General features: G+C 43.7%; 16 protein-coding genes and 1 riboswitch. Of the genes, 5 read left to right on the forward strand and 11 right to left on the reverse strand.

The annotated features are described in order from the left end of the window. Positions 1 to 12: 12 nt before the first annotated feature. From Pcarn_RS15210 to Pcarn_RS15240, 7 genes are all read right to left on the reverse strand, one after another. Complete coding sequence (locus Pcarn_RS15210) at positions 13 to 1,425, reverse strand: cation:dicarboxylate symporter family transporter (RefSeq protein ID WP_261836770.1); 1,413 nt, start codon at positions 1,423 to 1,425, stop codon at positions 13 to 15. 16 nt (positions 1,426 to 1,441) lie between these two features. Next, on the reverse strand, positions 1,442 to 1,825 hold the full coding sequence (locus tag Pcarn_RS15215) for a RidA family protein (protein WP_261836771.1): 384 nt from the start codon (positions 1,823 to 1,825) through the stop codon (positions 1,442 to 1,444). A 22-nt stretch (positions 1,826 to 1,847) separates the two neighbouring features. Then, positions 1,848 to 2,525 carry a helix-turn-helix transcriptional regulator gene (locus Pcarn_RS15220; protein WP_261836772.1) on the reverse strand — a complete coding sequence of 226 codons (678 nt, stop codon included), beginning with the start codon at positions 2,523 to 2,525 and terminating at the stop codon, positions 1,848 to 1,850. Positions 2,526 to 2,908: 383 nt separating this feature from the next. Further along, entirely contained in the window at positions 2,909 to 3,400 is a 492-nt protein-coding gene (locus Pcarn_RS15225; protein WP_261836773.1) for a VOC family protein, read from the reverse strand. A 437-nt stretch (positions 3,401 to 3,837) separates the two neighbouring features. Then, the gene (locus tag Pcarn_RS15230; RefSeq protein ID WP_261836774.1) at positions 3,838 to 4,818 is read right to left on the reverse strand and encodes an aldo/keto reductase; all 981 of its coding nucleotides are present in this window, start codon (positions 4,816 to 4,818) and stop codon (positions 3,838 to 3,840) included. Between the two features lie 13 nt (positions 4,819 to 4,831). Next, on the reverse strand, positions 4,832 to 6,166 hold the full coding sequence (locus Pcarn_RS15235; RefSeq protein WP_261836775.1) for a 6-phospho-alpha-glucosidase: 1,335 nt from the start codon (positions 6,164 to 6,166) through the stop codon (positions 4,832 to 4,834). 175 nt (positions 6,167 to 6,341) lie between these two features. Then, entirely contained in the window at positions 6,342 to 7,046 is a 705-nt protein-coding gene (locus Pcarn_RS15240) for a GntR family transcriptional regulator (protein WP_261836776.1), read from the reverse strand. Positions 7,047 to 7,222: 176 nt separating this feature from the next. On the opposite strand from Pcarn_RS15240, the gene Pcarn_RS15245 reads away from it, so the two are divergent. Further along, the gene (locus Pcarn_RS15245) at positions 7,223 to 8,803 is read left to right on the forward strand and encodes a PTS transporter subunit EIIC (protein WP_261836777.1); all 1,581 of its coding nucleotides are present in this window, start codon (positions 7,223 to 7,225) and stop codon (positions 8,801 to 8,803) included. 76 nt (positions 8,804 to 8,879) lie between these two features. Here Pcarn_RS15245 and Pcarn_RS15250 read toward each other — a convergent pair whose 3' ends face one another. The 3 genes from Pcarn_RS15250 to Pcarn_RS15260 all read right to left on the reverse strand — a co-directional run bounded on the left by Pcarn_RS15250 (position 8,880) and on the right by Pcarn_RS15260 (position 12,034). Beyond that, positions 8,880 to 9,371: a VOC family protein gene (locus Pcarn_RS15250; RefSeq protein ID WP_261836778.1), complete on the reverse strand. Its 492-nt coding sequence runs from the start codon at positions 9,369 to 9,371 to the stop codon at positions 8,880 to 8,882. Between the two features lie 375 nt (positions 9,372 to 9,746). Beyond that, positions 9,747 to 10,967 (reverse strand): sodium/glutamate symporter, encoded by a 1,221-nt coding sequence (gene gltS, locus Pcarn_RS15255; RefSeq protein WP_261836779.1) that lies wholly within the window; start codon positions 10,965 to 10,967, stop codon positions 9,747 to 9,749. Between the two features lie 206 nt (positions 10,968 to 11,173). Beyond that, positions 11,174 to 12,034, reverse strand: a complete 861-nt coding sequence (locus Pcarn_RS15260) for a helix-turn-helix transcriptional regulator (protein ID WP_261836780.1) — start codon at positions 12,032 to 12,034, stop codon at positions 11,174 to 11,176. A gap of 153 nt (positions 12,035 to 12,187) precedes the next feature. On the opposite strand from Pcarn_RS15260, the gene Pcarn_RS15265 reads away from it, so the two are divergent. The 4 genes from Pcarn_RS15265 (at position 12,188) to Pcarn_RS15280 (ending at position 14,730) form a co-directional block, all read left to right on the forward strand. Beyond that, entirely contained in the window at positions 12,188 to 12,346 is a 159-nt protein-coding gene (locus tag Pcarn_RS15265) for a hypothetical protein (protein ID WP_261836781.1), read from the forward strand. Between the two features lie 255 nt (positions 12,347 to 12,601). Next, positions 12,602 to 12,683, forward strand: a riboswitch (cyclic di-GMP riboswitch). Positions 12,684 to 12,701: 18 nt separating this feature from the next. Further along, positions 12,702 to 13,310 carry a hypothetical protein gene (locus Pcarn_RS15270; protein WP_261836782.1) on the forward strand — a complete coding sequence of 203 codons (609 nt, stop codon included), beginning with the start codon at positions 12,702 to 12,704 and terminating at the stop codon, positions 13,308 to 13,310. A 69-nt stretch (positions 13,311 to 13,379) separates the two neighbouring features. Next, positions 13,380 to 13,898: a prepilin-type N-terminal cleavage/methylation domain-containing protein gene (locus Pcarn_RS22140; RefSeq protein WP_315972692.1), complete on the forward strand. Its 519-nt coding sequence runs from the start codon at positions 13,380 to 13,382 to the stop codon at positions 13,896 to 13,898. Positions 13,899 to 14,019: 121 nt separating this feature from the next. Then, complete coding sequence (locus Pcarn_RS15280; RefSeq protein ID WP_261836783.1) at positions 14,020 to 14,730, forward strand: hypothetical protein; 711 nt, start codon at positions 14,020 to 14,022, stop codon at positions 14,728 to 14,730. Between the two features lie 73 nt (positions 14,731 to 14,803). Here Pcarn_RS15280 and Pcarn_RS15285 read toward each other — a convergent pair whose 3' ends face one another. Then, positions 14,804 to 15,490 carry a hypothetical protein gene (locus Pcarn_RS15285; protein WP_261836784.1) on the reverse strand — a complete coding sequence of 229 codons (687 nt, stop codon included), beginning with the start codon at positions 15,488 to 15,490 and terminating at the stop codon, positions 14,804 to 14,806. Positions 15,491 to 15,677: the final 187 nt, after the last annotated feature.

Raw genomic sequence — 15,677 nt, forward strand, 5'->3', positions numbered from 1 at the left:
ACTTCTTAATGGTTAAGCAACCGCTTGTTCTGGGTCGCGAGACTCTGGGATATGTTCAGAGTCGTAACGCTCTTTATCTAGCGTGCCGTTACTCTTCGCTGTCATAACACCCGATAGCATGGAGCCAGAAATGTTAAGGGCTGTACGGGCCATATCAATCAATGCTTCGATAGACACCAGGATAGCCACGACAGTAATATCCAACCCCATGATGGTTAGTACCGCTACTGCGGCAAATGTTGCACCGCCACCAACACCAGCGATACCGAAAGATGCAATCGCAATTACCGCAATCAACTGAAGAATGAAGCCAAGGTCAACTGGAATACCCATAACTTGTGCCGCCATGATAGCTAGCATCGCTGGATAGATACCCGCACAACCGTTCTGACCAATACTCGTACCGAAAGTCGCAGACATGTTCGCAGTTTCTTCATCAACACCTAGGCTACGGTTTTGAGTTTCAACGTTCAGTGGAATAGCTGCCATGCTTGAGCGAGAACCAAAGCCGAACACAAGTACAGGCCAAGACTTCTTCACAAACTTCATTGGTGACAAGCCTGTTAGCGATACCATTGCAATATGTACTAGATACATCGCGAAGATAGCTACGTAGCTTGCAACTAGGAAGCGACCCATTTCAGCCAATGCAAACAAATCGTTAGTCATCATGAAAGAGGTCATGAGAGCAAATACGCCGTAAGGAGTTAGCTTCAAGATTTCACGTACCATCGACAGTACAACTTCTTTAGCTGAATTGATGAAATCAACGAAGTTTTGTACTTTTTCAGGACGACGCTTCTTAACCTGCAGGATGCTGTAGCCAAGGAACATACCGAAGAGAACGGTAGACAATGTTGAGGTACGTTGAGAGCCAGTAAGCATGTCAAACACGTTAGACGGAATGATAGATAGTGCTAGTGCTGCCAAGCCATTATTCGACATGGTTTCTTGTGTCGAAATCAAGCGGTCACCACGAGCTTCGATTGCACTGTTAGAACCGATAGTACTTACCATCGCATTCGCATCAATTCCGAAGATATAGATGCTCGCTACACCGATTACTGCAGAGATAGCAACAGTGAAGATCAAAAGGCCAATGATCTTTGGTGCGATCTTTGACAGAGCGCCATGGCCATCCACGTTCATCACAGAAGAGACCATCGCCACGAATACTAGTGGGATTACAATCATCTGTAGAAGCTTGATATAGCCTTTGCCGAACACGGAAATGAACTCAGCAAAACTACCCACTGCACTGTGGTCCACACCCAGAGACATCTGGATAGCACCACCAAACAGCAAACCGCATACCAAAGCACTCAATACACGGTAGTTAAATGATTTCTTCTGCTTCTTGAAGTTTGCCAGTACAGCGTAAAAGCCTAAGAAAAGTATACTTAAAACAATAAACTGAAAACTCATAGGATTCTCCTAAGCGTTATACACGCACGGCAAGGGCTTCAACTTCTACAAGCGCGTCTTTTGGTAGTCGGGATACCTCAACACATGAACGAGCAGGTGGAAATTCAGTACCGAAAACCTCGGTATAAACTTCATTGAAAGCAGCAAAATCTTCCATATCTGCAAGAAAACAGGTGGTCTTTAAAACAGAATCTAAACGGGCGCCACCAGCTTCTAAAACTTGTTTCAGGTTTAAAAGAGATTGTCTTGCTTGCTCTTTAATCCCTCCTTCAACAAATGCATTTGTTTCAGGGTCGAGAGGCAGTTGCCCAGAGGTAATCACCAAATCAGCAAAGGTGGTCCCCTGGGCATAAGGGCCGATTGCTGCCGGTGCTTTAGGCGTAGCTATTAGGTTTTTCACATTATTTCCTTAGTATTAGGTTTTATATTGTTATTAATTCAGATTTGAATTCTCTGACGAATTTGTAGATTGCTTGACGAGTCACCCCTAAGTTATCTGCAACCACAGTGGTCGCCTCTTTCAACTCAAACACCCCGTTATCAAAAAGAAGCTTGGTGATGGCTTTATTACGACCTTTAGGAGATACCGTTGGATCCGAATTCACTTGGCTAATAGCACTTTGCAAAGATTGATGAATTACTTCTGCTGCACTCTTACTAAAGTGTTCATTCTCCAAAACACGATTCACTGACATATCTGGCATCATGGTTTTGATAATGTCTGGAAATGGCGTGTTCAAATTGAGATTTATACACAACATGCCAATCGCTTTACCCCCTGGGCCCGCGAGGATACAAGTGGTGGACTTCATCAACGCACCGTCTTCCCCTTGAGTGAAGTAGCACTTGGGCGAAACATTGCCGGTACGTTCAAACTCGCGCCACATCCTTAGACCAAGGTCAGTAATAGGAGAACCTATCTCTCGTCCGGTATGGTGACCATTTACAATCTTAACGACCGAGTTTTCTAGACTCTCAAATGAGTGAATCAATATTTCACAATGTGGACCAATTAGATCCGCAAGTGAGTCAACAACTCGAAAATAATGTTCAAGATGTTGAGCGTCTTCTTTTGTAAACTTCACCTGATTCACGTTCATATTTGGGTTTATTTTTCTTAACTCGACAACAAAATACTACTCACTTTTTATACTGCGCCCAAATCATGCAAAACATGGTAAAGCATTGATTTTAAATGGATAAAATAGCCATGAGATAAGAAATGATCTGGATCAAAAGAATAAATAGATAGGGGTCACAAATGGGGAGAGGGAATAGTTTAATTTCGTTAACTTTCTCTAAGTTTACTTTTGTAAACTTATATTAATAGTAAGTTATAAGGCGTTTATTTGTGATTGACCTCTCTAGAAAATAGTTTTTTATTCAGTTTCTATTCTTTGCTTTATTGAATCTAAAATATTTTTCTAACGGGCACAAAAAAGGGATTGGCTGAAGCCAATCCCTTTTTATATTTTACTGACTATTACTCGTAGTCTGAAGCGTATGTGTCTTCGTAAGAGTGCGAGTAGAATTCGAATAGGTTGCCAAACGGGTCTTCTAGGTAAACCATTTGTGCTTGCTTAGAGTCATCTTCTGGGTGGTAACGATGGATATCCATACGTACTTTACCGCCAAACTCTTCTACACGTTTGATTGCTGATGCGAACTGCTCTTTTGGTAGCTGTACACAGAAGTGGAAGATACCTAGGCGAGAGAAATCAACGTTGTGGCGTTCTTCACGGTCAACCATTTCGAATAGCTCAACACCGATACCGTCTGAAGTTACTAGGTGAGCGATGTTGAAGCCTTTGAAGCCTTCACCGAATACTGCGATACACATACGACCGATAGCAGATTCGCGCTCTTCAACAACTTTAGTGTTGTTCATTACAACGCGTAGACCTAGTGCTTGAGTGTAGAACTCAACCGCTTTGTCCATGTCGCCAACCATGATACCTACGTGATTCATTTTCATAATTCGTTTCCTCTTAGCCAGGTCTGCCGACGCTTTGCGACTCACAGCCCCTTATGTTTGTTTGGTGTTTTGTTTTGATGGGGTGAGTATATGGAGGAATCTGAATTACATGAAATTATTGATTATTATATTTTTGATAATATTTTGTTATTTATGATTAAAAGTGTTCGGTGAAAGATACCGGATAAGTCTTTCAGACTTTCCGGCATGACGGTGATTGAGTGTCGGACGGATGGGAGCTTTGGATACTAGGTTTAACCTGTGAATAGCCAGAACCTACGATAAAACACACACCTCTTCCGTCATCCCGGAATGCCGGCCCAGCGGAATTTGCATAGCAAATATCCGGGATCTTCTAACGCACCGACACAAACTCAACCGCCTCTAAAACAAAAAAGCCCCAGCAAAAGCTAGGGCAATGTGGAGGCAAAACTAAATTAGACTAGGTTCCACTTGTTCACTATCTCTTCAGCTCGCGCAAGCAGTTCCGCGCTTGAAGAGGATTGGACAAAGGCAGCGTTGTCATTCACCTGCTCAACGGTATGGGCACCTGCGATAACTGGACCCACTTCCTCTTGCGCCACCAACCAGTGGATAGCTAGATGCGCTAGCGGAATGTTCGCTTCTTTGGCTAGAAGCTTTAACTCTTCCACACAGTTGAAATAGGGTTCGAAGGCGTCGCCGTTAAGTTTAGGGTTATTACGGCGATCATCCTTCTCATCCCAGTTTCCTGAACGCTTTAAGGTTCCAGTTAACAGACCCTGCATCAATGGCGAGTACGGTAGGTACTTCATATCATTGGCTTTACAGAAAGGTAGAGCCTCTTCACGAGCACGGTACTGCAATGGAATGTTGTGGTAGTGCTCAGGGTTCTGCTCAAGCAGGTTGTACAGGCCTTGGAAGGTAGCGACCTCTACCCCTTCCATCATCTGACGAGTCATATCTAGCGAGTAGTTAGACACACCCACATGACGGATCTTGCCTTGCTTTTTCAACTCAGCTAGCGCCTCAGCGGTTTCAGAGATTGGCGTGTTTGGATCCGGCCAATGCACCTGATACAAGTCCACATAATCGGTTTGTAGACGCATCAGTGAGTCGTCGATCTCTTTAAAGATGCTCGCCTTAGTAAGATCCTTGCGAGTCTTTTTGCGCTCATCTTGCGACCACGGCAGACCGCACTTGGTTGCTATGATGATCTTGTCACGAGACTCGTTTTTTAGTGCCTGTCCCAAAACCGTTTCTGCGTGGCCCTTGCCGTACACAGGAGCAACATCAAAGAAGTTGATACCGGTATCGATAGCCGCCTTGATGGACTTGATAGACTCTTCATCTGAGACGTTATTCCAAGTCCCGCCGATTGCCCAGCAGCCGAAGCCGACTGCTGACGCGTTTAGATCTTTAATTTGTTTGTATTTCATAGTCTTAACTCGATTACTTCAGCTCTGGCCAGTAATCCTTGTTTGCTTCAATCATCTCATCGAGGATAGATTTCGCAACCTTAGCTGAAGGAATTGTCTTGCTTAGGGTAAAGGCTTGCAGTGCCTTGTCGTACGAACCTTCGATAGCCGCATCCACCAAGCATTTTTCTGACATCAATTGCTGTTGCAGCATGCCTTGATAGAAGTGTGGCACTTCACCCACTTGGATTGGATACACCTTGTCTCTACCTAGTAGAGCAGGAACCTCTACCATGGCATCGTCTGGCAAACCTTTGATAATGCCGTTGTTTGGAATGATCACTAGCCACTTCTGACGCAGGTCATAGGCCATAGACATAGCCACATCCGCAATAAACTCACCGTGAACACCCACATGGAACTTGCCTTCTACATCACCGTCAGAAGCCTTGATCTGCTCGATTGCTTCGAACATCTTCTTCTCGCGACCTTCCATCACCTCGTTAGCACGAGTGTGCTCCGGGTTAGACTGAGCCACGATATCGTCAGCCATTAGGTAGTACTGTAGATAGGTGTTTGGAATGTACTCAGGGAACATCTGAACCAGTGGCTTAGTATTCTTAAAGGTCTTAATCCAAGACGGCTCTGAGTGACAGGCATTTTCCACTTCTTGCTCGGTCAACATACCAAACTTAGCGATGTGCTTGCGCAGGAACGGGATCTTCTCTTCGCCGTTTACCTTAATAGAGGTAAACCAGCCGTAGTGGTTCAGACCGAAGTACTCCACGTCTAGGTCGTAGCGGTTCACCTCAAGAATATTGGATAGGTTGCGCTCGATTGCCACTGGCATATCACAGATATTCAGCACACGTGCATCTGGGCGCAGACGGTTTACCGCGTCCGCCACAATCGCTGCTGGGTTAGAATAGTTAAGCATCCAGCAAGTTTCTTTTGAGAAACGCTCCATATGATCAATCAGTTCAATCATAGGGAAGATGGTACGCATACCGTAAGCCAGACCACCAGCACCACAGGTCTCTTGACCTACACAGCCGTGACGAAGTGGGATCTTCTCATCAAACTCACGCATCTTGTATTGGCCAACACGAATTTGAGCAAATACGAAGTCAGCGTGAGAGAACGCCACTTCTGGTTCAGTGGTTACCGTTAGCTTTACATTTGGAGCATGTGTTTTAACCACATAGTCTACCAATACCGCTACGTTATCTTGACGCTCAGCGTCGATGTCGTACATGCGGATCTCAGCGATTGGGAACTCGTCACCTTTCATAAGAAGCGCTTTAACGATACCTGCTGTGTATGTAGAACCGCCACCAGCAATTGCGATGATTTGTGGTTGTTTAGTCATAACCAACTCCATTTATACTTAAACTTACAAGCTAAAAGGTATTATCAAACATAACCTTTCTCGAATAGGTCTTATCGTATTTATTGCCGCAGACATGACAAATTGAATAATCTATTTATGTGACACCATTCAAAGGTTATTTAATATAGGTTATAAATAAACATTAAATATATAATCAATTATGGCGAGGAAGGTATATCGCTAGCTTATGCGCATCCGGATGGAACCAGGCCTCGGTATAATCAAATTTACGTCCATCTACTAAATTGGAGATAGAACGTAGGTTGATAATAGGGTGACTTTTTTCCATGCCTAATAGCTTGGTTATCTCCTCATCCGACTCCACTGCTGTGAACTCTTGGCGACTTCCTTCTATCACCATCTGCTTCTCTTGCTCTACATAAGCGAACTTGGATTTTTCTAAGGTAGAGATGTTCAGCTCAGGGAATAAAGAGACTGGCATATAGCTGTCTTCAACGATACGAGGCTGGTCATCTATATACTTAACCCTACGGATATAATACAGAGGCTCGCTCTCGCTTAGCCCAAGCAGCTTATGGACTGAGACGTTTTCGGTATCCATAAAAAACTTGGTCACCTTGTACTTCACAGACTTGTTGTTGCTCTGCTGTATTTCCGAGGTTCCCGCTAAGGTAGTGAGCTGATGGGAGAGCTGCTTTTCCAGCACATAAGTGCCCGAACCACGGCGCTTTTCTACCAGCTTTAATTTAACCAATTCATCCACCGCCTTGCGGATAGTGATTCGACTTACTTGATACTCTTCAATGAGTTGCTTCTCTGTAGGAAGCGCTTCTCCTACTCGATAAACGTCGGCGTTAATCTTGTCTTTAAGACTTTCCAACACTTTTACATATAACACTGCCGATTCCTTTTAATTATTGGTTATATATTCGAAATAATAACATGACTAATTGGTACTATAATAGGTTATCCATCACATTATAACCACCAGAAAGTTGTTATAATCTCTGCGATCAATAAAGCTATTCGCAAACAACATTAATAAATCAATAGCTAATTCAGGAACATCGACCAATGAACAGAGAAGCAATAACCACTTATATGAGTGATTTATCGCGAGCCATGTTAGCTCCGATCTATGTCCTACCTATGGTGGGTTTGGCTATCGCCATCGGCGCGGCTGTCACCAATACCTCTATCGTCTCTGCCCTACCCTTTTTAGACAATGCCTTCTTCGCTGGCGTTGGTGAGGTATTGAAATGGGGTGCACTGTCCGTCCTTATTAACCTACACATTATCTTCGCCGTCGGGATATCCATGGGTATGGCGAAGAAAGATAAACACCTTGCAGGTTTTAACGCACTGATCCTGTACTTTGTTTATCTCTACTCCATGCATACCTATATGGACATCAATGGTCTTCTTATAGAAGGGGATCTCGGTGGTACCGGTCAGGGATCCATTCTGGGGCTGCAAGTTGTCGACACTGGTATCTTCGTTGGTATGTTGATCGGTATCCTGAACGCTGTTGTTCATAACCGATACAGCCAGAAGGTCATCACAGGCGCATTCGCTCTGTATGGTGAATCTCGTCTAGTGCTACTGATCATGCTACCTATCGTGATGACCCTTGGTGTAGTATTCACTCACGTTTGGCCACCTGTGCAGCACGTTATCCAAGGTTTCGGTACGCATATTCTTGAGTCGGGTCATATTGGTGTGGGCATGTATGGCTTTATGGAGCGCATCTTGATCCCAACGGGTATGCATCACCTGTTGTGGATCCCATTACACTTTACTGAGGTGGGTGGCTGTACTGTAGTTTCAGGTCAAACCTACTGTGGTATCGAAAACATCTTCCTAGCAGAGATGACTGACCCAACAATCGAACGTCTATCTCACAGCGTTGTTTATGACGCTCGCTCTCTGGTTAAGATTTTTGGTCTTACTGGTGCAGCTCTAGCTATGTACCACTGCGCTGACGACGACAAGAAATCTCATGTAAAAGCGATTCTGGTCCCAGCGGTTGTATCATCGATTCTTGTGGGTGTGACCGAACCAATCGAGTTCTCTTTCCTATTCGTTGCACCAATTCTATTTGTGGTTCACGCCATCCTAACTGGTCTATTCATGATGCTAGTGTCTATCTTCGACATTCTGGCAATCGGTAAAGGCGGTCTGATTGACTTCATCATGTACAACATCCCGCTTGGCGTGACCAAGACTGGCTGGCCTTACTATGTACTGCTTGGTTTTGCTCAGTGCGCGACTTACTACGTGGTATTTAGAGTTCTTATCACCAAGCTAAACCTTAAGACCCTAGGCCGTGGTAATGCAGAGATGAAGCTGCACACTAAAAAGGATTACAAAGAACGCAATGCAGTTGGCGTTATCGACAGCACTGTAGGCGAGTTTAACTCTACCGCTATCATTGCTGGTCTGGGTGGTAAAGCAAACATCTTAGATGTGCAGAACTGCTACACTCGCTTGCGTGTTGAGGTAAAAGATTCATCTTTAGTGGACGAAGCAAAAATACAAGAAGCGAATCCTATGGGGATCGTAAATAAGGGGCAGAACATTCAGATAATCTTTGGTAGCCATGTGGCATCTGTACGCCAAGAAGTGAATGAATTCCTTGAAGCTATGCCTGCTTAAGAATAAAAACAAATTTATTTCCAAACACAAAAAAGGGATTGGCCGAGGCCAATCCCTTTTCATATTTAACTGACTATTACTCGTAGTCTGAAGCGTAAGTGTCTTCGTAAGAGTGCGAGTAGAACTCGAATAGGTTACCAAACGGGTCTTCTAGGTAAACCATCTGCGCTTGCTTAGAATCGTCTTCTGGGTGGTAACGATGGATATCCATACGTACTTTACCGCCAAACTCTTCTACACGTTTGATTGCTGATGCAAACTGCTCTTTTGGTAGCTGCACACAGAAATGGAAGATGCCTAGGCGAGAGAAATCAACCTTGTGGCGTTCTTCACGGTCAACCATTTCAAATAGTTCAACACCGATACCATCAGAGGTTACTAGGTGAGCGATGTTGAAACCTTTGAAGCCTTCGCCGAATACTGCGATACACATACGACCGATAGCAGATTCGCGCTCTTCAACAACTTTAGTGTTGTTCATTACAACGCGTAGACCTAGTGCTTGAGTGTAGAACTCAACCGCTTTGTCCATGTCGCCAACCATGATACCTACGTGATTCATTTTCATAATTCGTTTCCTCTTAGCCAGGTCTGCCGACGCTTTGCGACTCACAGCCCCTTATGTTTGTTTGGTGTTTTGTTTTGATGGGGGGAGTATATGGAGGAATTGAAATTACATGAAATTATTGATTCTTATATTTTTGATAATTTAAATTTATTAAAGTAAGGCGTGGTTGATGGCAGATACCGGATAAGTCTTTCAGACTTTCCGGTATGACGGTGGTTGGTTAGCGTTAAGAGTTCCGCACACTTGCGTCACCCCGGAATTTGCAAAAAGCAAATATCCGGGATCTTCAAATGCACTGACTCAACTATGACGCACAAAAAAGCCGGAGATAACACCGGCTAGATGTACTGAATGCAATAGAGCCAGCAAAGCCCCCTACATCATCCTCAAGAAGTAAGGAATGATCAGCGCGTTCGCCAAATCAATAAAGAACGCACATACCAGTGGCACCACGATAAATGCCTGCGCCGAGTAGCCATACTTATGGCTCACCGCCGACATGTTTGCCATAGCGGTTGGTGTCGAACCTAGGGATATCCCACCGAAACCGGCACACACTACAGCTGCATCATAGGTCTTACCCATTGCAGGGAATACCACAAAGATATTTATGACCACAGCCAGTAGTAACTGCATCGCCAAGATAGCGAAGATAGGACCTGCAAGGTCAATCAAAGTCCAAAGCTGCATGCTCATCAAAGACATAGCTAGGAAGGTGCCCAAGGCAATATCGGCAATCAAATCAACTGCTGCGGTGCGCGTTGGCCACTTAGTGCCAGTGATACGCGGGTAGGAATCTGGGATAAGATTGGTAATCACGATACCGGCAAACAGACAAGAAACGAACAGTGGTAATTGCAGACCTGTCTGGCTGATAGCCTCGTTCAGCAGTACGCCAAATACGATACACACATGGATAGCCAGCACTGCATCTAGGAAATCGAACGAGGTCAATTTCTCAACCGGTTGCTCTGCTTTTTCCTTCTCCGGATTTTCTTCAACGGAAGCAACTAGGCTGTGTTTCTTGATAAGGAACTTAGCAATAGGACCGCCCATCAAGCTCGCTAGAATCAACCCAAAGGTCGCACTGGCGATACCTATCTCCATTGCACTTTCTAAGCCAAACTCATCAGCGACCTTAGGTGCCCAAGCGATAGCCGTGCCGTGACCACCAATTAGCGAAATACTGCCACTGAGCATACCGAAGACAGGCTCAAGGCCAAACGCTGAGGCGACTGAAATACCTACGATGTTCTGCATTACCATAAAGGCAATGGTTACCACCAAAAGAATAATTAAGGGCTTGCCGCCTTTTAATAGGTCTTTCAGGCTGGCGTTGATACCGATAGTGGTAAAGAAATAGACCAGGAGCACATCGCGCGCCATTAGATCAAAGGTCACCTCAACCGAGGTAACAGCGTAGACGAGGGCAAGCAGTGTTGATACCAAGATACCGCCAGAAACTGGCTCAGGGATACTGAACTCTTTAAGAAACCCTATCGACTGATTGAGTCTTCGGCCGATAAAGAGCACTACTATGCCCATAGTCACCGCAAAAAAAGAACTCAGGTAAAGAACGTTATTGTCAAACTCCATAGCGCTTACATCATCTCCCTAGCTTCACATTATTCATTTCAATGGCACTCTTATAAGACTAAAAATGCGCTTACTCTAAACAGTGGCAGTACCTTGTGAGTGCGCTTTGAGTGCATCAATCCATTGATGATTTTATTTACTACCTTTCTCCAGATTATCAGACGCTTGCTGGGAGTAAATCATTATTTATATCAATTGGTTGCACTTTATCCCCGTTGCATTGCCTCACGGTAGGCCGTTGGGGTTAGCTCTCTGTATGCCTTGAACTGTCGATTAAAGTTGGCTTGGTTGTCATAGCCAACTCGCTCGATGATTTGACTTATAGGAAGGTCTGTGTTCATCAAGAGATCACAAGCCATATTAAGACGCAGTTTCTTGAGATGTTGGCTAAAGCTCTCGGTGAAATGTTTGGCGAACAGCCTGCGCACACTGCTCTCGCTCACATATAAATGGTCAGCAAGATCTTTCAAACTGATGTCATTGGCAAAGTTTTTGAGAAGATAGCCCTCAACCCTCTCAAGCTTGTCATTAATAGAACGAGATTCGTCGTCTTTCACTGCGACCGGATTGGCGAGCTTTATTGTCTCTTTATCTTCAATAAGAACAGAAAGTATTGTGATCAAAATACTGAGCTGCTTTGGTTGCGATACCTGCATCACTTCATCAAGCATTGCTACTACTTTCTCCGCAGTATCAGGGGAGAACTGTAAACCTCTGCTCGCATCAAATAGCAGAGTCTTTAATGGGGCTAACTCATGACAGATCTCGATCAAGGATTCGATCCACTCCTTGCGAAACCAGATCACATGAGTCTCACACTGTGGCGAATCATGCTCGAGTGCGGAGTAAATAGCATGCGGGAGGTCTGGACCTACCATAACCATATGGTTATGCCCAATTTCACTTTGATTATGCCCAACAAAGCAAAAGCCCTTAAAGTGACGGTGTATAGCTATCTCATACTCATTGTGACGGTGCCAACCATAGCTCTTTTTCTCTTCCACTATCTTTCGATAACGCCACGACATACCCAGTCGCTGTGGTACCCTTTCAAGCACACCCTGCATTCAATGCTCCGTTTAAATCAAAGCTGTAGATTACTTCAATACTAATGCAGATTACTTAAATTTGAACGAAAAGTACTACTAGTTAAGCACTAAGGATTCATAGAAAAAGAAAGGTGATGCGTACACTTTAGTTATGCCACTAAGGAGCAACTCATGACTAAATTCACACGAAAAATCATCACGCTAATCGCCGAAACCCGTAAACAATGGATTAAAGAATTGGTGTATGGGTATCGTATCTCGGGTACAGATGTTTGGGAGTACTACGGTTATCAATCTAAAGAAGAACTGGTGAAGGATCTCGCTCGCTGATAGTTGTACACAATAAGCTGGCAAGGACGCCTGCTTCTTTTCTCTTATCTAATTTATTAATTACTTATATACCAATCACTTAATCTAAATTTAAATATATTTATTAGTTCAACAAAATTTATTTATTAACTTTGATAAATACAAACAGTCGTGATAATAAATATGTTTGATCGTTACCCTCAACTTAACGTGATATAAAGCACAAAAATCAGTCAACAACCGATTTAATATCTTCCCGGTTCTCAATTTGAATCAATTTTTATTTGCCAAACTCGCTGCGAAGTGAGGACGGAAAGCCACGGGTCTTTATCAAATAAAAGATAGCCGGGTTGCGTAACTTTATTTGGATAAAATTATGAAAATGAAATGTCTGGTTTTGGCTTGTTTAGCTTCACTATCAGCACACGCTTATGCGGACAATGGCTATTCCTGTAATAACGTTGCAGGGTTTCAAAATAACCTAGATGGAAGTTCTGCGGTTGTTGTGAAAAAAGGCTTCAAAGAGGGAGTCTCTTACAGACAATATGAAGACGATTTCGGTACTAAGGGCGTACGACTAACTGGTGAAGGTATCAACGGCGGTCTTTGCTATGACAGTGTTGATGCAGGTAACAATGCCTTTGCTACTCGCTCTGAGTGGGGTTTTAGCTGTAACAACATCAATCCATTGGGACAGCAAGTGAACTCAGTTGGCACATACCCTAAAGTCACCCTAGCCAAGATCCCTCTAGAAGAAGCGGTCGACAACTATGGTATTCGCCTATCTGGAGAAGGCATCAGTGGCGGTCTTTGCTTTGAGCAAGTCAGTGATGCATTTTCTTACCTAGAATTCGCCAAGGACGGCACCTTTAAGGCGAAAGGAAAATTCCAAAACGATGATGCTCGTATTTCAGGCCGCAATGGTTATATCAAGATCTCTGGCAATGGTGTCGGTGGTAAATACCTAGTTACTTGGGATAACTAAACCCTAAGTCCTGCTTGTATAAATACAAGCAGGACTTATTACTCTCTGATTTATATAGACATAGTTATTATGAACATCAAAAAGCATTTGGGTTTTACTCTAATAGAGCTAATTTCTATTATTGTCATAATTAGCATACTTGCTGTAACCGCACTGCCGCGCTTTTTAAATTACAGCGCGGAAACTAGAGTTTCTGTACTTGAACACCTAGCCGGTAAAACTCGTGAAGTGTTTAATAATGTTCAAGCTATAAAGAATGTCGAGGGACGGGTATATATAAAAGATAATAAACAATATCTTAAATACAGCCCTGGTGTGGATCTTGTTCTGAACGAAGGCCAGTTAGATGCTGGAGAGTACTGCCGTGCCATCGGTCTACTCGATGTGACGCTTAGTAAAAACAATGACGCTCACACCAAGGACAAGAAATATCGCTGCAAATACGAGAACACCACCAAGGCTTTTATTGCAGATAACGCGCTGTCTCAAAACCAGTGTTACATACATATCAATCCGCATGATTACGATAAAGAGCCTAGTGTTTCTCTAAGATGTGCTGGAAACAGTAATGAATGTCTATGCAATTGATGAGTCATCCAGATACAGCTTGTTACAAAAACCCTAAGAATATCGAACATTCCAATACGAATAACAAAAACGATTAACATTCGCCCTCCTTTTTACATCAAAATAAAAACAAGGAGACAAAATGAAAAACAAGATACTTGCTCTTTCGGCACTTGGATTACTGGCCGGTTGTGGCGGCTCAAACTCCAGTAGTGAAAGCCCTGATGCACCGACTTCAGCGTGTACTATTTACGGTGGTAGCTTCGAAGAAAGTGAGGACATAAATGCATTTCTAGTAGGTAACCCAGATGTTATCGACTCTTTACCAGCTACAGGGTTATGGCTACCCGACAATGCTACTAACGCAGGTCAGCTCTGCAACGAGTTGCGATTATCGAGCAATATGGCGCTGTTTGTTACAAAAGAGAACCAAGATATAGAACGCGTTGTTTTCGAAGTTAGTGGTGATATTGCTATTTGGTCAGGGCAGGCTGCAACCCATGCTTCGCAGCCGGATGATTTTGGTACCAAAGTAGAAGAAGATATCCATGAACAACGAGGATCTTCTTGGAATCCAACGCCAATCTCAGGTAAATCTGTTGAACCAGATACAAACTCCATTGGAGAGTGGATAGTTTGGATAGATGATGGTGAGGGTGATGCAATTGATTACCCAGGATACGCAACCCAACTTGAAGCAATCGAATTTGCTGGCATCGATCAGTCTAAGCTTCTAAAAACCTATGAACTCGACGCAGAGTGGGACAAAGTAGAGTCATTCTGGCTTTCAGAATCTAATCAATCGGCTACAACCTTTAATTCCTCCTTTTTCGGTCGATCGAACAATCAATAAAACGAAGTTATTGTTCCTATCAAAAACGGCAACCCAAAGGTTGCCGTTCTCAAAGCAAAACTATTAAGAATTATTACTTCTTGGTCAACGCAAATTCATCAACACGAACTTCGGTCTGTTTACCAATGTCACCATCCATGTTGATAGCTGATGCATCGGTAATACGCATTCTTGTGTAGATGGTCGCTGACGTATTGTCGCCACTGTTAAACTCTACTTGTGCCTGACGGAATGACTTTTTCACTTCACCAACAGGGCTGTTGCTCAATTGGCTAACGTGGATAACGCTCTCACCTAGCTCTTTACCGTCTGCACCCGTTGCGCCTGCAAGTACTTCACTTACAGAGTTAGCGCCTTTCTTATCGCTCAAGTAGAACGACAGTACATAGTCAGTGTTTGGCTTCAAGCCTTCAACTGTCTGGCTCAAGCCAGGAACGGATGAGAAGTCATCGGATGAACTGATAAAACGAATACGAGCCGAGCCTTCATCATCAAATGCTGAGTCTTTAGAACTACCTACATCGCCCTTACCATTGTTTTTATCTGCTTCTTTACGCCAGAAGTCACTCTTACCGCTGTTGCTACGGAACGCCGTTAGCTGAGGGTCATTAATCAGTGAGCTTGCGCTAGATTTGATCACAACTGACGATGTTGCAGCTGTAGCAGCGTTAGTTTCTTTCTTAGCAGAAGCGGTATCAGAAGTAGAGGCACAGCCTGCTAGCAAACCTGCAATAGCCAGACCTAGGTAAACTTTTTTCATGTTCATCTTCCTAACAAAATATTGTTGTGTATTTCCTTGTTAAAGCCATAAAAGCATATAAAAGTATTGTATGACCAGATGTGACATAGGTAATACTTCGCAATAATTGGGTGGTCTGATACTCAACAATGTGCGGTATGACATGTTTTGTAGGGATGCTGGAAATTATTGATATATGCAACCAATG

The organism is Vibrio ishigakensis, assembly GCF_024347675.1.
GTDB classification, from domain to species: domain Bacteria; phylum Pseudomonadota; class Gammaproteobacteria; order Enterobacterales; family Vibrionaceae; genus Vibrio; species Vibrio ishigakensis.